Annotated in this window: 15 protein-coding genes, 1 tRNA gene and 1 pseudogene; 15 read left to right on the forward strand and 2 right to left on the reverse strand. The window is 67.4% G+C overall.

Annotated elements, in window-relative coordinates; all coding sequences use genetic code 11:
• Positions 1–75: 75 nt before the first annotated feature.
• The 10 genes from ACQ86G_RS14825 to ACQ86G_RS14870 all read left to right on the forward strand — a co-directional run bounded on the left by ACQ86G_RS14825 (position 76) and on the right by ACQ86G_RS14870 (position 9,335).
• Positions 76–1,158 (forward strand): phospholipase, encoded by a 1,083-nt coding sequence (locus ACQ86G_RS14825; RefSeq protein ID WP_431261240.1) that lies wholly within the window; start codon positions 76–78, stop codon positions 1,156–1,158.
• 203 nt (positions 1,159–1,361) lie between these two features.
• Complete coding sequence (gene thrS, locus ACQ86G_RS14830; protein WP_431261241.1) at positions 1,362–3,287, forward strand: threonine--tRNA ligase; 1,926 nt, start codon at positions 1,362–1,364, stop codon at positions 3,285–3,287.
• Between the two features lie 69 nt (positions 3,288–3,356).
• Complete coding sequence (infC, locus tag ACQ86G_RS14835) at positions 3,357–3,902, forward strand: translation initiation factor IF-3 (RefSeq protein ID WP_082938615.1); 546 nt, start codon at positions 3,357–3,359, stop codon at positions 3,900–3,902.
• A 153-nt stretch (positions 3,903–4,055) separates the two neighbouring features.
• Entirely contained in the window at positions 4,056–4,259 is a 204-nt protein-coding gene (gene rpmI / locus ACQ86G_RS14840) for a 50S ribosomal protein L35 (RefSeq protein WP_088403518.1), read from the forward strand.
• Positions 4,260–4,285: 26 nt separating this feature from the next.
• Entirely contained in the window at positions 4,286–4,642 is a 357-nt protein-coding gene (gene rplT / locus ACQ86G_RS14845; protein ID WP_067275752.1) for a 50S ribosomal protein L20, read from the forward strand.
• Positions 4,643–4,847: 205 nt separating this feature from the next.
• A complete protein-coding gene (gene pheS / locus ACQ86G_RS14850) occupies positions 4,848–5,885 on the forward strand; it encodes a phenylalanine--tRNA ligase subunit alpha (protein WP_421035907.1) in 1,038 nt (345 codons plus the stop codon).
• A 39-nt stretch (positions 5,886–5,924) separates the two neighbouring features.
• On the forward strand, positions 5,925–8,339 hold the full coding sequence (pheT, locus tag ACQ86G_RS14855; protein WP_431261242.1) for a phenylalanine--tRNA ligase subunit beta: 2,415 nt from the start codon (positions 5,925–5,927) through the stop codon (positions 8,337–8,339).
• 17 nt (positions 8,340–8,356) lie between these two features.
• Complete coding sequence (locus ACQ86G_RS14860; RefSeq protein ID WP_431261243.1) at positions 8,357–8,722, forward strand: integration host factor subunit alpha; 366 nt, start codon at positions 8,357–8,359, stop codon at positions 8,720–8,722.
• Between the two features lie 40 nt (positions 8,723–8,762).
• Positions 8,763–9,224 (forward strand): MerR family transcriptional regulator, encoded by a 462-nt coding sequence (locus tag ACQ86G_RS14865; RefSeq protein ID WP_431261244.1) that lies wholly within the window; start codon positions 8,763–8,765, stop codon positions 9,222–9,224.
• A 34-nt stretch (positions 9,225–9,258) separates the two neighbouring features.
• Positions 9,259–9,335: transfer RNA gene (locus tag ACQ86G_RS14870), tRNA-Pro, on the forward strand.
• A gap of 13 nt (positions 9,336–9,348) precedes the next feature.
• Here the strand turns inward: ACQ86G_RS14870 and ACQ86G_RS14875 are convergent.
• The gene (locus ACQ86G_RS14875) at positions 9,349–10,620 is read right to left on the reverse strand and encodes an acyltransferase family protein (RefSeq protein WP_431261245.1); all 1,272 of its coding nucleotides are present in this window, start codon (positions 10,618–10,620) and stop codon (positions 9,349–9,351) included.
• A 135-nt stretch (positions 10,621–10,755) separates the two neighbouring features.
• On the opposite strand from ACQ86G_RS14875, the gene ACQ86G_RS14880 reads away from it, so the two are divergent.
• The 5 genes and pseudogenes from ACQ86G_RS14880 to ACQ86G_RS14900 all read left to right on the forward strand — a co-directional run bounded on the left by ACQ86G_RS14880 (position 10,756) and on the right by ACQ86G_RS14900 (position 15,418).
• Positions 10,756–11,679 (forward strand): LytTR family DNA-binding domain-containing protein, encoded by a 924-nt coding sequence (locus ACQ86G_RS14880; protein ID WP_431261246.1) that lies wholly within the window; start codon positions 10,756–10,758, stop codon positions 11,677–11,679.
• A gap of 114 nt (positions 11,680–11,793) precedes the next feature.
• Positions 11,794–12,901 (forward strand): annotated as a pseudogene (locus tag ACQ86G_RS14885) (ABC transporter permease).
• On the forward strand, positions 12,898–13,764 hold the full coding sequence (locus ACQ86G_RS14890) for an ABC transporter ATP-binding protein (protein WP_431261247.1): 867 nt from the start codon (positions 12,898–12,900) through the stop codon (positions 13,762–13,764). Before ACQ86G_RS14885 ends, ACQ86G_RS14890 begins: the two are co-directional and overlap by 4 nt.
• A gap of 65 nt (positions 13,765–13,829) precedes the next feature.
• The gene (locus ACQ86G_RS14895; RefSeq protein WP_431261248.1) at positions 13,830–14,792 is read left to right on the forward strand and encodes an MlaD family protein; all 963 of its coding nucleotides are present in this window, start codon (positions 13,830–13,832) and stop codon (positions 14,790–14,792) included.
• Positions 14,789–15,418, forward strand: a complete 630-nt coding sequence (locus ACQ86G_RS14900) for an ABC-type transport auxiliary lipoprotein family protein (RefSeq protein ID WP_431261249.1) — start codon at positions 14,789–14,791, stop codon at positions 15,416–15,418. The genes ACQ86G_RS14895 and ACQ86G_RS14900 overlap by 4 nt, the downstream gene beginning before the upstream one ends.
• 12 nt (positions 15,419–15,430) lie before the next feature.
• Here the strand turns inward: ACQ86G_RS14900 and ACQ86G_RS14905 are convergent, their stop codons facing one another.
• Positions 15,431–16,288, reverse strand: a complete 858-nt coding sequence (locus ACQ86G_RS14905) for a hypothetical protein (protein ID WP_431261250.1) — start codon at positions 16,286–16,288, stop codon at positions 15,431–15,433.
• Between the last annotated feature and the right edge of the window lie 132 nt (positions 16,289–16,420).

Below are 16,420 nucleotides of genomic sequence, written 5' to 3' on the forward strand. Positions count from 1 at the left end.
TCCCTCGGTCGGAATCGGCTTCGGCTGAGGGTCTGCCGCGTCGGGCGCCTCCGTTTTGAAAGGACGACCCGCCCGATGCAGGCCTTGCAGATCCTCGCCGGACCCCGTGCGCGCCAACGGCTGCGCGACCATGGCCTGCGCGCCGCCGACGTGCGCGTCGTGCCCGGCGCCGCCGGCGGTCCGAAGGGACTGGTGCTCAGCGCGCTCGACGCGCACCTCTTCGGCGAGTTCCTGCCGTCGGGCGGCCAGGAGGTGCACCTGCTCGGCGCCTCCATCGGCGCCTGGCGCATGGCCACCGCCTGCCTGACCCGCGACGCCGCGCAGGCGAATGCGGAGTTCGAGCGCCTCGCCCACGATTACGCCCATCAGGACTACGAGTCGGCGCCCGGCAAGCGGCCGACCGCTGCCACCGTGTCGCGCGCATTCGCCGGGAAGCTCGGCGAGATCTTCGGCGGCCGCGAGGCCGAGGTGCTGTCGCATCCGCAGTTCCGCCTGCATGTGTTCACCTCGCGCGGCAAGCACGTGCTCGGCCGGGAAGGGCGCTTGCGCACGCCGCTGGGTTATCTGGGCGCGTTCGCGGCCAACGCGATGTCGCGCCGCGCGATGGGCGCCTGGCTGGAGCGGGTGGTGTTCTCCGACAAGCGCTCGCCGCTGCCCATGCCGCTGGCCGACTACCGCAGCCGGCAGGTGGCGCTGGACGCGGGCAACCTCAAGCCCAGCATCCTGGCGAGCTGCTCCATCCCGTTCTGGCTGCAGGCCGTGCACGACATCGAAGGCGCCCCCGCCGGCGCCTACTGGGACGGCGGCATCACCGATTACCACCTGCACCTGAACTACGCCGCGATGGTCGGGGACGGTATCGCGCTCTACCCGCACTTCCAGGCCAGCGTCGTGCCGGGCTGGCTCGACAAGGCGCTCAAGCACCGGCACCGGACCAGCGCCTTCCTCGACAACGTCGTGCTGCTGACGCCCAACCCCGAGTGGGTGAAGACGCTGCCCAACGGCAAGCTGCCCGATCGCAACGACTTCCAGCGTTACCTGAACGACGTCCCCGGCCGCGCCCGCGACTGGCTGCGCGCCGTGCGCGAGGGCGAGCGGCTGCGGGACGAGTTCCGCGAGGCCTGCGCCCGTCCGACCCTCGACATCCAGGCGCTCTGAGCTACACTGGATGTCTCATTTTCTTTTTCCAACAAGGACCGGGAAAGGCGACATGGTTATGACACCGCGGACTACCACCTCCACTGCGAAGGTTTGAGCGACCGCGGCTCGTCACGTCTTTCATCAGCTGTCCGGAAAAAGTCAGCACCCCAGAAAAAGCGCGGCACGTGGTCGCGCTTTTTTGTTTTCTGGAGTTCCCCCTCATGTCCAACATCTCCATCCAACTGCCCGACGGCTCCAAGCGCGAGTTCCCGCAACCGGTGACCGTCGCCGAAGTCGCGGCCTCCATCGGCACGGGTCTGGCGAAGGCGGCGCTCGCCGGCCGCGTCGGCTCGGGCGACACCGCCAAGGTCGTCGACACCAGCTTCCTCATCGACAAGGACACGCAACTGGCCATCGTCACGGACAAGGATCCGGACGGGCTGGATGTCATCCGCCACTCGACGGCCCACTTGCTGGCCTATGCGGTCAAGGAGCTGTTCCCCGACGCGCAGGTCACGATCGGCCCGGTCATCGAGAACGGCTTCTATTACGACTTCTCGTACAAGCGCCCGTTCACGCCCGACGACCTGGCGGCGATCGAGGCCAAGATGGGCGAGCTTGCGAAGAAGGACGAGAAGGTCACCCGCTCGGTGCTGCCGCGCGATGAGGCCGTCGAGTACTTCAAGGGCATCGGCGAGGCCTACAAGGCCGAGATCATCGCCAGCATCCCGGCGGACCAGGACGTCTCGCTGTACGCCGAGGGCGCCTTCACCGACCTGTGCCGCGGCCCGCACGTGCCGTCGACGGGCAAGCTGAAGTTCTTCAAGCTGATGAAGGTGGCCGGCGCCTACTGGCGCGGCGACCACCGCAACGAACAGCTGCAGCGCATCTACGGCACGGCCTGGGCGACCAAGGACGACCTGGCGAACTACCTGCGCATGCTGGAGGAAGCGGAGAAGCGCGACCACCGCAAGCTCGGCAAGGACCTGGAGCTGTTCCACATCGACGAGCACGCGCCGGGCGTCGTGTTCTGGCATCCCAAGGGCTGGACGATCTGGCAGGAGGTCGAGCAGTACATGCGCCGCGTGTACCGCGACAACGGCTACCAGGAAGTGAAGGGCCCGCAGCTGCTGGACAAGACGCTGTGGGAGGCCACGGGCCACTGGGACAAGTACCGTGACAACATGTTCACGACGGAATCGGAGAAGCGTGACTACGCGCTCAAGCCGATGAACTGTCCCGGCCACATCCTGATCTTCAAGCACGGCATCAAGAGCTACCGCGACCTGCCGCTGCGCTTCGGCGAGTTCGGCCAGTGCCACCGCAACGAGCCCACGGGCGGCCTGCACGGGATCATGCGCGTGCGCGGCTTCACGCAGGACGACGGCCACATCTTCTGCACGGAAGACCAGATCCTGGCCGAGTGCGTGGCCTACACGGCGCTGCTGCAGAAGGTCTACAAGGACTTCGGCTTCGACAACATCATCTACAAGGTCGCGACGCGTCCCGATGCGCGCATCGGTTCGGACGAGGTCTGGGACAAGGCCGAGTTCGCGCTGATGGAGTCGCTGCGCGCCTCCGGCGTGGAGTTCATCATCGCCCCGGGCGACGGCGCCTTCTATGGTCCGAAGATCGAATACACGCTCAAGGACGCGATCGGCCGCCAGTGGCAGTGCGGCACGATGCAGGTCGATTTCTCGATGCCCGCTCGCCTGGGCGCCGAGTACGTCGCCGAGGACGGCGAGCGCCACACCCCCGTCATGCTGCACCGCGCGATCGTCGGCAGCCTGGAGCGTTTCATCGGCATCCTGATCGAGCAGCACGCCGGCGCGCTGCCGGTCTGGCTGGCTCCGACGCAGGTCGTTGTCGCCAATATCACCGACGCCCAATCGGACTACGTTTCCAGCATTGTGAAATCGCTGCAAAAACAAGGGGTTAGGGTTCAGGCAGATTTGCGCAACGAGAAAATCACGTATAAAATCCGCGAGCATTCACTGCAAAAGGTGCCGTTCATCCTGGTCGTCGGCGACAAGGAAAAGGCGAACGGCGCAGTCGCAGTGCGCGCCCGAGGCAACCAGGATCTGGGCGTGATGTCGCTGGAGGACTTCGTTTCGAAGCTCTCGACCGCCATCGCGGACAAGGCCTGAGTCGGGCGCTTTTTGCGTTGTACTGATCATTAACGGACCCTTGCCAAGGCCCGCCTAAAGGTAACCACCATCGCTACTTTTGCTGACCGTCGTGCGATTCCGGAGCGCAAGCACCGCCTGAATCGCGAAATCATCGCTTCTGAAGTCCGTCTCAATGGCCCCGAGAACGAGCCGATCGGCATCGTCTCGATCCAGGAAGCGCTCCGGATGGCCGGTGACCTGGACGTCGATCTGGTCGAAATTGCCGCCACTGCAGTCCCGCCGGTCTGCCGGTTGATGGACTACGGCAAGTTCAAGTACCAGGAGCAGAAGCGCGCCGCGGAAGCCAAGTCCAAGCAGAAGGTCATCGAGGTCAAGGAAGTCAAGTTCCGTCCGGGCACGGACGAAGGCGACTACCAGATCAAGATGCGCAACCTGCGCCGCTTCATCGCGGAGGACGGCGACAAGGGCAAGGTCACGCTGCGCTACCGCGGCCGCGAGATCACCCACCAGGACATCGGCATGCGCATGCTGGAACGCATCCGCGACGAGTTGTCCGACGTGGCCGTGGTCGAGCACATGCCCAAGCTCGAAGGCCGTCAGATGATCATGGTGCTGGCGCCGAAGAAGCGCTGAGCGTCTGAGAGAATCCCGGCGGGGCCGATGAGGCCCCGTCTCAGTTTCAGCCCGTCGATCTGGTCGTCGGCGGGCTTATTAGTCTCCTGCAGGCCGGTCAAGTACCGCGGTCACCCGCGGTCGCCTGGAGGGACGCCCATAGAAGGAGCAGTCATGCCCAAGATGAAGACCAAGAGCAGCGCGAAAAAGCGTTTTCGCGTTCGTCCGGGTGGCACCGTCAAGCGCGGTCAGGCGTTCAAGCGCCACATCCTGACCAAGAAGACCACGAAGAACAAGCGCCAGCTTCGCGGCGCCACGACCGTGCATGAGACCAACATGGGCCACATCGCTTCGATGCTGCCCTTCGCTGGTCTGTAATCCAGCAGTAGACAAGGAGATACAACATGCCTCGCGTCAAACGTGGTGTAACCGCACGTGCTCGTCACAAGAAGGTCCTGGCTCTGGCCAAGGGCTTCCGTGGTCGTCGCAAGAACGTCTTCCGCATCGCCAAGCAGGCGGTGATGAAGGCGGGCCAGTACGCCTACCGTGACCGCCGTGCCAAGAAGCGCGTGTTCCGCCAGCTGTGGATTGCCCGTATCAACGCGGCAAGCCGTGGCCTGGGTCTGAGCTACAGCAAGTTCGTGGCCGGTCTGAAGAAGGCCGAGATCGACATCGACCGCAAGGTCCTGGCCGACCTCGCCGTCAACGACCCTGCTGGTTTCGCCAGCATCTTCGCCAAGGTGAAGGCCGCTCTGGCTTGATAGCCAAGGTCCACCCGCCGGTGCTCGCCGGCGGGCGGACTGGCCGCTCCGGCCCTGCCGGGGCTGCCTCTTTCAAAGGCCGACACCCCGGTGTTCGGCCTTTTTCATTCCGGCGCAATGGTGCGCGATGGTGCGACGTTCGCCATCCCACCGCTGTGCCATCCGACTTCCGCCAACGCCGCCGACGCCCCGTCGACGCCCCGCGATGAACGACCTCGATCAATTGCTGCATCAGGCGACCGGTGAATTCGCCGCCGCCACGACTCCCGCCGACCTGGAGAACGCCAAGGCGCGTTTCCTGGGCAAGACCGGCCAGGTCACCGAGCTGATGAAGGGCATGGCCAGCCTGCCTGTCGAGGAAAAGAAGACCCGCGGCGCGCAGATCAACCAGCTCAAGCAGGGCATCGAGGCGGCGCTGACCGCGCGCCGCCAGGCGCTGGCGGACGCGGAGCTCGAGCTGCAGCTCAAGGCCGAGGCCCTCGACGTCACGCTGCCCGGCCGCCAGCGCGGCACCGGCGGCCTGCACCCGATCACGCGCGCGATGGAGCGCATCGAGGCGATCTTCGGCTCCATGGGCTTCGACGTCGCCGACGGTCCGGAGATCGAGAACGACTGGTTCAACTTCACCGCGCTGAACACGCCGGAAGACCATCCGGCGCGCTCGATGCACGACACCTTCTACATCGAAGGGGGTCATGTCTTGCGCACCCACACCAGCCCGATGCAGATCCGCTATGCGGTGCAGCACGTGAAGAAGCACCGCGCCGCGATCGACGCCGGACAGCCGATGCCCGAGATCCGCGTGATCGCACCCGGCCGCACCTACCGCGTCGACAGCGACGCGACGCATTCGCCGATGTTCCACCAGGTCGAAGGCCTGTGGGTCGGCGAGAACATCAGCTTCAAGGACCTGAAGTCCGTCTACGTGAACTTCATGCAGCAGTTCTTCGAGACGACGGACATGGAGATCCGGTTCCGTCCGAGCTACTTCCCGTTCACCGAGCCCAGCGCCGAGATCGACATGATGTTCGGCTCCGGTCCGCTGAAGGGCCGCTGGCTGGAAGTCTCCGGCTCCGGCCAGGTGCATCCGCAGGTGATCCGCAACATGGGCCTCGATCCCGAGCGCTACATCGGTTTCGCCTTCGGCTCGGGCATCGACCGCCTGGCCATGCTGCGCTACGGCGTCAGCGACCTGCGTCTGTTCTTCGACGGCGACCTGCGCTTCCTGTCGCAGTTCAAGTGAATCGAGTCCCCGGTCGCCTAGAGAGCAAGAGAGAACTTCATGCAATTCCCTGAGTCCTGGCTGCGGGCCTTCTGCAACCCCGCGCTGAACACCCAAGAACTGGCCGAGCTGCTGACCATGTCCGGCCTGGAAGTGGAAGAGCTGCGCCCGGTGGCGCCGCCGTTCCACGGCATCGTCGTGGCCGAGATCGTCGAGGCCGTCCAGCATCCCGACGCCGACCGCCTGCGCGTGTGCAAGGTCGACGCCGGCGGTCCGGTGCTGCTGCAGATCGTCTGCGGCGCGCCGAACGCGCGTGTCGGCATCCGCGTGCCGCTGGCCACGATCGGCGCCGAACTGCCCCCGGGCGAGGACGGCAAGCCGTTCAAGATCGGCAAGGGCAAGCTGCGCGGCGTCGAGAGCTTCGGCATGCTGTGCTCGGCCCGCGAGCTGAAGCTGGCGGAAGACCACGGCGGTCTGCTGGAACTGGCCGCCGATGCGACCCTCGGCGAGGACATCCGCAAGCACCTGAACCTGGACGACACGCTGTTCACGCTGAAGCTGACGCCGAACCTGGCGCATGCGCTGAGCGTCTACGGCGTCGCCCGCGAAGTGGCCGCGCTGACCGGCGCGCCGCTGCTGTCGCCCGAGATCCAGCCCGCCGCCGTCGCCACCGACGCGACGCTGCCGGTGCGCGTCGAGGCTGCGGACCTGTGCGGCCGCTTCTCCGGCCGCGTGATCCGCAACGTCGACACGACGGCGAAGACGCCGCAGTGGATGGTCGACCGCCTGGCCCGTTGCGGCCAGCGCTCGGTGTCGCCGCTGGTGGACATCTCGAACTACGTGATGTTCGAGCTGGGCCGTCCGTCCCATATCTTCGACCTCGACAAGATCCACGGCGAATTGATCGTCCGCTGGGGCCAGCCGGGTGAACAGCTCAAGCTGCTGAACGGCAACACGATCGAAGTCGATGCGAGCGTCGGCGTGATCGCCGATCGCGAGCAGGTCGAGTCGCTGGCCGGCATCATGGGGGGCGACGCCACCGCCGTGTCCGACGACACGAAGAACATCTATGTCGAAGCCGCGTTCTGGTGGCCGAAGGCGGTCATGGGGCGTTCGCGCCGCTTCAACTTCTCGACCGACGCGGGCCACCGCTTCGAGCGCGGCGTGGATCCTGCCGGCACCGTCGACCACATCGAACGCATCACGCAACTGATCCAGTCGATCTGCGGCGGTGACGCTGGACCGATGGACGACCAGACCACGCAGCTGCCCGAGCGCAAGCCGGTCGCATTGCGCGTCGACCGCGCCGCCAAGGTCATCGGCATGCCGGTGACACAGGCCGACTGCGAAGGCGTGTTCAAGCGTCTGGGCCTGGAATTCACGTCGGCCCCGGGCGTGATCACGGTGACGCCGCCGACCTTCCGCTTCGACATCCAGATCGAGGAAGACCTGATCGAGGAAGTCATCCGCGTGCTGGGCTACCCGAAGCTGCCGTCGACGCCGCCGCTGGCGCCGGTGGTCGGCAAGGTGGGATCGGAATCGCGCCGCGCGACGCACGCCCTGCGCCACGCGATGGCCGGCCTGGGCTACTTCGAGACGATCAACTTCAGCTTCGTCGAGGCGCGCTGGGAGCAGGAGCTCGCCGGCAATGCCAACCCGATCCAGCTGCTGAACCCGATCGCCGCGCCGCTGGCAGTGATGCGCACCTCGCTGATGGGCTCGCTGGTCCAGGCGCTGCGCAACAACCTGGCGCGCAAGTCGCCGCGCGTGCGCGTGTTCGAGATCGGCCGCGTGTTCCTGCGCGACGCGTCGGTGCAGGAAAGCGACACCACCATCGCCGGCATCGCGCAGCCGATGCGGCTGTCCGGCCTGGCCTGGGGCCCGGCCGACCAGCAGCAGTGGGCGCAGAAGGACCGCGCGGTCGACTTCTTCGACGTGAAGGGCGACCTCGAGGCGCTGTTCGCGCCGCGCGTGTTGAGCTTCGAAGCCGCCGAGCATCCCGCGCTGCATCCGGGCCGCAGCGCCCGGGTGCTGCTGGACGGCCAGGCCATCGGCGTGGTCGGCGAACTGCATCCGAAGTGGCGCCAAGGCTACGAACTGCCGAGCGCGCCGGTGCTGTTCGAACTGTCGCTGGACGCCGTGCTGGCGCGCACGCTGCCGCAGGGTCAGGGCGTGCCTCGCCTGCAGGCGGTGCAACGCGATCTGGCGCTGATCGTCAATGAGCAGGTCACCTATGACTCCCTCATCCGGGCGATCGAATCCAGCGGCGAAGCCCTGGTACGCTCTGCGCGTTTGTTCGACGTCTTCAAACCGGCGCAGCCGACGGCGGAACTGAAGGCCGGCGAACGCAGCCTGGCCGTGCGCCTGGCGCTGCTCGACGACGAAAACACGCTGACCGACGAACGCATCGAGCAGGCGGTGGCGAAGGTGGTGGCGCAGCTGGGCGAACGCCTCGGCGCGCGCCTGCGAGGCTGAGGGAGGGGAGGACACCCATGAGTGATGACGATCTGAAGGAGCAGGCGCGCGTGCTGCTCGGCAGCCTGGAGACGCCCACGCTGACCAAGGCCGAGCTGGCGGAACTGCTGTTCGACAAGCTCGGACTGAACAAGCGCGAGTCCAAGGACATGGTCGAGGCCTTCTTCGACATCATTCACAACAGCCTCTCCAGCGGCCGCGAAGTGAAGCTCTCGGGCTTCGGCAACTTCAACATCCGGCGCAAGGCGCCGAGACCCGGCCGCAACCCGCGCACCGGCGAAGCGATCCCGATCAAGGCCCGCAACGTCGTGACGTTTCATGCCAGTCACAAATTGAAAGAAGCCGTCCAAGGCAACACGCCTTCGGGTGGTGACTTCGAGTAGAGTCTGACCCTTCCCGCCGCCGCCGGAGCCGCTGATCCCCATGGACGTCCAGCTTCCCGCCATCCCTGCCAAACGCTACTTCACCATCGGTGAGGTGAGCGAGCTGTGCGGCGTGAAGCCCTACGTGCTCCGCTATTGGGAACAGGAGTTCACGCAGCTCAAGCCGATGAAGCGGCGGGGCAACCGACGCTACTACCAGCACCATGAAGTGCTGCTGATCCGTCGGATCCGCGATCTGCTCTACGACCAGGGCTTCACGATCAGCGGTGCCCGCAATCAACTGATCGATGTCAGCCATACCGGCGCCAGCGCACAGGAGTTCCGCGCTGAAGCGTTGGCGGCGGCGCAACTCGACGCCTACCGTGATCATCGCGAAGCGTCGCGCGCCTTGGCGGCGGACGTCGCGGACAGCGCCGCGCACACCACCGTGTCGCTCGAGAAGCTCACGCTGGAACAGGTCAGGGATGAGTTGCTGGCGATTCGAGAGAGTTTGCTTGCATAGCACTTCAAAATACGTATAGAATCGTAGGCTTAGTCGGGGCGTAGCGCAGCCTGGTAGCGCACTTGCATGGGGTGCAAGGGGTCGCGAGTTCGAATCCCGCCGCCCCGACCATTTATAAGAAGAATCAGGAAGCCCGGTATCGCAAGATGCCGGGCTTTTTGCTTTCCGGGCCCAGCCCCATCCACGGGCGCAGCACGCGGATGCGCATCGCCAGCAGCGCCCCCAGCAGGCAGCCCAGCGCGGTGATCGCGACGAGCGCGGCGGCCTCGACGGCAAGCGGCCATTGCAATGGCGCCAGCAGGTGCCCCGCGATCACTGTGACCGTCTGGTGGACCAGGTAGAACGGGAACACGGCCAGCGTCAGCCAGCGCAGCAGCGGCGAATCGCGGTCGGACAGCCACTGCCGGCCGAATCCCAGCACCGCCACGATCGGCAACCATTGCTTGCCCGCGTTGAGTGCGCGCAGCGCCATCAGCAGCCACTCCGGGAAGTCATCGCCATGAACGAGGCGCCATTCAGCGGTGAGCGTCTGCGAGAGCACCTGCACCACGATGAAGGCGACGAGTGCGATCCAGCGGAGTCGGCGAGCGGCTTCCCACGCGCCATGGCGATCGTCGCGGCTGCCGTAAAGCCCGAAGCCGAGCAGGAACACCGCGAAGTACACGCCGTGCTGGTACCAGTCGTGGACGAGATCGTGGGTGGCAGGGAAGCGCACCAGCAGCTGTTGACGCAGCAGCGCGAACAGGAGCCACGGCACCCACAGCAGGCGCCCGCCGCCCACGACTTGGCGCCAGCCTGGATGCGAGAAGAAGCTGCGCACGAGGGGAAGCCGCAGCGCCAGCAGCACGACCACGGTGTAGGCCCAGAGGTAGGGCAGGAACCACAGGTGATTCCAGGTCGGGAGCTTCAGGCAGTCGTCACCGCGGCAGAAGCCGTGATACGCCTGGAAGTAGAGCTTCAGGAAGTCGCCGTAGCTGCCGGCGTAGCGAAGCTTCTCGACGACTTCCAGATGCGCCTGCGGCGGCACGATCACCGTCATGCCGAACAGCAGCGGCAGCAGCAGCCGTTTGCTGCGCGAGGCGATCAGTCCTTCCGTGCCGTTGTTCCCGTTGTTGCCGTTGTTCCCGCTGGTCCCGTCGAGGCGCGCGGTCATCAACGCGGTCGCCGCGCCTGAGATCAGGAACAGCAGCGACATGCGCCACGGGTTCAGCCAGAGCATCCAGGACTCGAGCGCCGGGACCAGCCGCGGCGACTTCACGTGCCAGTCCCAGCTCACGTAGAACATGCCCGAGTGGTAGAGGATCAGCAGGCCGAAGGCGATGACGCGCAGCCAGTCGAGTTCGGTCAGGCGGGCGGTCGGAGCCGCGCTGTGCGCGGGGAGGGCGGTGGTGTTCATGGCATGCAGCTTCGTTCCCGCCGGGCCCCGCGCGACGTGAATGTGACGAACCGCCCCGTCCCGGTGACGACCCGCCCCGTCCCAGGGGCCGCTCGCGCGCGGCCTCGGCCTCGCGCACGCCTACACTGCGCCGCCATGACCGAGGACAAGTGGCTGGGGATCTATCTGAAGCGACGGCGGTGGGTCGAGCGCGCGATCTGGAGCGCGCTGCTGCTCGGCTCGGCGGCGGCGAACACGATCACGACGAACCTGGACATCCGCCGCGCCGGACTTCCGTTCGACCCCTGGGAGCCGGCGGTCTGGGAGTTCTCCAGTGCCCTCGTCTGGATGGTGCTGATCCCGTGGATCGTCCGCGCGGCGGATTCGAAGCCCTTGCGCTGGGGCCTGCTGCGGCGGCACCTGCCGTGGCACGTCCTTTTCGCGCTGGTGACCAGCCTCGCGCATGTCCTGGGCATGGTGACGCTGCGCAAGCTGGTCTATGCGACGCGGGGCGCCGTCTACGACTTCGGCAACTGGCCGCTCGAACTGTTCTATGAGGCCCTGAAGGACGTCCGCAGCTACGCCTTCATCCTGGTGATCGTCGGGGCCTACCGGCTGTTCGTGTGGCGCTGGCAGGGCGAGGCGAGCCTGCTGGCGGAGCCGCCGGAGCCTGCCCCGGCGCCGCCGGCCGCGTCCCTCCCGCCCGGACCTCCGCCCGGACCTCCGCCCGTCGCGGCGGCGGTCTCGCCCGCGTTGCCCGAGCGACTGCTGGTGAAGAAGCTCGGCAAGGAGTTCCTTCTCCCGATCGAGGAGATCGAATGGGTGCAGGCCTGCGGCAATTACGTCAACCTGCGGCGCCAGCAGCACGACTACCCGTTGCGCAGCAGCCTGGGCGCCTTCGGGCAACGCCTGGACCCGTCCGCGTTCGTGCGCGTGCATCGCGGCTACCTGGTGCGGCTGAGCCTGATCGAGGCCATCGAGCCGACCGAGGCCGGCGACGCCCACCTGCGCCTGCGCGACGGCAGCCGCGTGCCCTGCAGCCGCACCTATCTGGAGCGTCTGCGACAGCGTCTTGTCTGACTGGGCGAACTCCTGTCCGCCGGGTTCACCGGAGCGCCCTTGCGCGGCTATGCTCTGACCCCAATGGATGCTCCTGCGCAAACCCACGACGTCGCCGACCCGTCACCGCGCCTGATGCGCGAGTCCGGCGACGGCGGACGCGTCCAGGTGCGACTGGAAGGCGACTGGACGCTGCTCGCGCTGCGCGAGCGCGTCGAGGCGCTGCGGGGCGAACTCGGCGGCTTGTCGACCGCCAACGTGTCCTGGGACCTGAGCGCGGTGCGCCGGCTCGACCCGACGGGCGCCTTGCTGCTGTGGCAGGCCTGGGGCCGCCGCCAGCCGGAACAGCTGCGCTGGCCGCCGGCCCCGCTGGCGGACATGTTCCAGGCGCTGTTCGCGCGGCTGGGCAGCAAGCAGGGCAAGCCGGCCAGGCCGCCGCGCGCGCAGAACGTGCGCCAGTTCGGCCAGGGCCTGCTCAACCTCGCCAGCCATTTGCTCGACGCGACGGCGCTGCTCGGCCAGGTCACCCGCGACCTCGGCACGCTGGCCCGTCATCCCAACCTGATCGCGTGGAAGGACATCTCCGCCCACATCTACCGCAGCGGCGCGCAGGCACTGGGGATCACGGCGCTGGTCGGCGTGCTGGTCGGCATCACGCTGTCCTACCTCACCGCCAAGCAGCTGCAGAGACTACGGCGCCGACATCTACGTCATCAACATCCTGGGCATCAGCGTCTGGCGCGAACTGGGACCGCTGCTCGCGGCCATCCTGGTGGCGGGACGCAGCGGCTCGGCGATGACCGCGCAGCTCGGCGTGATGCGGGTGACGCAGGAGCTGGACGCGCTGTCGGTGATGGGGATCTCCCACACGATCCGGCTGGTGGTGCCCAAGATGGTGGCCCTGGCACTCTCGTTGCCCCTGGTCATGACCTGGACCAGCAGCATGGTGCTGCTCGGCGGCATGCTGGCCGCGCGGGCGACGCTGGGACTGGACTACATCCAGTTCCTGCAAGGCCTGCCGGCCGCGGTGCCGGTGGCCAACCTGTGGCTGGGACTGGCCAAATCGGCGGTGTTCGGGCTCATGATCGCGTTCGTGGCCTGCCATTTCGGGCTGCGGATCAAGCCGAACAGCGAAAGCCTCGGGACCGGCACCACCGATTCGGTGGTGAGCGCGATCACCGTGGTCATCATCGTGGACGCGATCTTCGCGGTGATGTTCTCTGACCTGGGGATCAAGGGATGAGCGATTGCGTCGATCCGACCTCGGCGGAAGCCACCGGGGAACTGAACGTCCAGCCGGGCGACCCGGTGATCGAGGTGCGCCACGTCGGCACGGTGCTCGGCGGCGTGCGCATCCACAAGGACCTGAATCTCGAAGTCACGGCCGGCGAGGTGCTGGCCATCATCGGCGGCTCGGGCAGCGGCAAGACGACGCTGCTGCGGCTGATGCTGGGCCTGGAGCGGCCCAGCGAGGGCGAGGTGCTGGTCTTCGGCCACAAGCTCGGCAAGTGCGAGGCGACCGATCTCGCGCAGGTGCGGCACCGTTGGGGCGTGCTGTTCCAGCAGGGCGCGCTGTTCTCGGCGCTGTCCGTGTTCGACAACGTCGCGCTGCCGCTGCGCGAGCTCAAGAGCCTGCCCAGGGACCTGATCGCCGAGCTGGTCATGACCAAGCTGCAGCAGGTCGGCCTCAAGCCGGAGGACGGCATCAAGATGCCGGCGGAACTGTCGGGCGGCATGATCAAGCGGGTGTCGCTGGCGCGCTCGCTGATCATGGATCCGCAGCTGCTGTTCCTGGACGAGCCGACGGCCGGTCTCGATCCGGCGAGCTCGAAGAACTTCGTACAACTGATCGAGAGCCTGCGGCGCGAGATGGCGCTGACGGTGGTGATGGTCACCCACGACGTGGACACCCTGTTCGCGATCGCCGACCGCGTGGCGGTGCTCGCGGACCAGCACCTGATCGCGCACGGGCCGCTGGAGCTCGTGGTGAAGCAGAAGCATCCGTTCATCCGCAACTTCTTCCTCGGCCACGCGGACCGCTGCGCCGCGGACAACCTGCGCAGCTACCGCGATGCGCTGCAGCACCGCGACGAGATGCCCGCCTGAACGGGGCGATCGACGGCGGACCGTACTGACGACAACGAACCAGCACAAAGGACTCGGGCGAGCACATGGAAAACAAGGCACATGCATTGGCCACGGGCCTCTTCGTGCTGCTGCTCGGGGCGGCGCTGGTGGCGGTCATCCTGTGGTTCCGCGACGACCGCGGCGACACGCAGAGCTTCACGGTGGTCACCACCTCGGGCGTGCCGGGACTGAATGTCAAGGCACCGGTGAAGCTGCGAGGCGTGCAGGTCGGCAAGGTCGACACCATCCGTTTCGACCCGGCGCAACCGAAGCAGATCCTCGTGGAGATCGAGGTCGACGCGGACGCGCCGATCGCGCCGGGGACGCTGGCCAAGCTCGGCTACCAGGGCATCACGGGGCTGTCGTTCATCGACCTGTACGACGGCCAGGATCCGGCGGATCCGAAGCAGAGCGTGCTGGAGACGCGGCGCATTGCGCTCGCACCGGGCTTCCTCGACCAGTTGCAGGACGCGGGACCGAAGCTTGCGGCCGGCGCGCTCGCGACGATGGACCGCATCCAGAAGGTGCTCAGCGACAGCAACCAGCAGCAGGTGAGCCAGACGCTGGCCCAACTGAACGAAGCCTCCGCCGGCCTCAACGAGCTGGTCAAGGAATTGCGCCCGACGGCCAAGGCGCTGCCCGGGCTGGTGAAGAACACCGATGGCCTCGTGGTCGCCGGGCGGAACACGCTGGGCAACATCGACACGCTCGCGAAGCAGGGCGGTGAACTCGCCGACGAGTACAAGGGCAAGGCCGCAGCGATCGATCAGCTGGGCGACGCGGCCGTGCAGATGCAGCGCACGCTGCGGCGCGTGGAGCTGTCGTTGGTCGGTTCGGCGGACAAGCCGCGTCAACGCGCGGTGCTGGACGATCTGTCCGCGGCGGCGCGCGCGCTGGAGCGCGCCGCGCAGAACATCGGCGACCAGCCGCAGAGCCTGATCCTCGGCCCGACGCCCGGTGCGCCCGGGCCCGGCGAAACGGGCTTCGAGGCGGGAGCGAAGAAATGAACGACAACACCCAACTTCCGAGGACCGGCGGCGCGCGCCGCGCGGCGCTGCTCGGTGGCCTGGCGCTCGCAGCGATGTTCAGCGCCTGCGGCAGTCGGCCGCCGGCGCCGACGCAGATGGACCTCGGTCCGTCGCCCGTCTGGCCGCAGCAGGCCGTGCTGTCCAAGCGCGTCGAGCTCCAGGCCGTCACCGCCCCGGAAACGCTGCAAGGCACGGGCATCGCGTATCGACTCGCCGATTCCGACCCTTATGCGCGGCGCATGTACCGCGACTCGCGCTGGGCCGCGCCGCTGCCGGTGCTCGTCGCCTCGCGGATGCGGCAGCAGATCGCGCGTGCGCCGGTCGCTGCCGGCGCCGACCCGCAGGTGGTCATCGGCGTGACGCTGGAGCTCGAGGAGAGCCTCCAGAGCTTCTCCACGGCCTCGCGCAGCGAGGTGCAGGTGCGGGTGATGGCGACCGCCGAGGACGGCACGCAGCGTGCGTTCGATCGGTCGGAACCCGCCGGCGCGAGCGCGGAGGGCGCCGTCAAGGCGACCGCGGCGGCGGTCGATGCGCTCGGCCCTGAGATTGCCGCGTGGGCAGCGACCTTGTCGCCGCGGGTGCCGCAAGGACGCGGCCGCCGTTGAAGCGAAACGGCGTCAGTGAGACGCCGCGATCCCGCCGCCCATCCGCTGCTGGCGTTGGCGCAGGAAGGCTTCGGCCATGCTCGACTCGGGCTGCAGGCGCTGGCCGATGTAGAGCTCCTGTCGACGCTCGGTGATCTGCGCGCGCAGGCGGTTGGCCATGATGCCGAGCGGATCCAGACCGCGCTTCTCGGCGCGCTCGATCGACTCGCCGAGCTCATGCATCGTGTGGCTCTTCAGCAGCGCCAGATGGGCCTGGACGACGCGCAGCCGTCCCTGCACCGAGCGCTCCGCGCTGCGCAGCCATTCCATGACCGCGTCCGCGTCGCCGCCGCGCACCTTCACCAGGCTCTCGCCCGCGGCCAGCAGCAAGGCCTCCAGACGATCCCGGTCGCTGGCCTCATAGGCCTCGTTGACCTCGGCCATCTTGCGTTCGCGGTGCACGCGCTCGGCGTCGTCCGGCGCCAGGTCCGGATGCAGACGCTTCGCGGCGCGGCGGTAGAGGGTCTTCAGCGGCGGCGGTCCGACCTGCACCAGGCCGCCTTCAGGCTCGGCGGGCAGCGGCGCACCGGCCGGCAGCACCGGCAGATGCGGCATCGCCGTGGCACGGGGCGAATCGGGCGCCCGGGCATCGAGCCCGTTGCGGGCCAGCGCGTCGTGCAGGTAGCGCATCGCGCAGTAGAGCTGCGATTCGAGCGCGTCCAGTTCCATGTACAGCGGCCCCAGCGCGGCGACGTAGCGGTCGACGAAGCGCTGCATGCGCTGGCGGCAGTCCGCATACTCGGTTTCCTGCGACGCCAGGTAGCGCTGGAGCTCGGCCAACTGCTCGCGGCGGCGTTCGAATTCGCGCGGCGTGATGGCCTGGCTGAGCATGTTGAGCGGGATCCCTGGATGTTCTGGTATTGACTGCCGATTCTGCCGTGTGCGCATGACCCTTCAAAGCGCAAACAGCCCCTCGCGGGGCTGTTTTTCTCAGCGTTTTCACCGAGGACCGGGCGAGCGTCG

Source organism: Roseateles chitinivorans (genome assembly GCF_050632145.1).
Lineage (GTDB): Bacteria > Pseudomonadota > Gammaproteobacteria > Burkholderiales > Burkholderiaceae_C > Roseateles > Roseateles chitinivorans_B.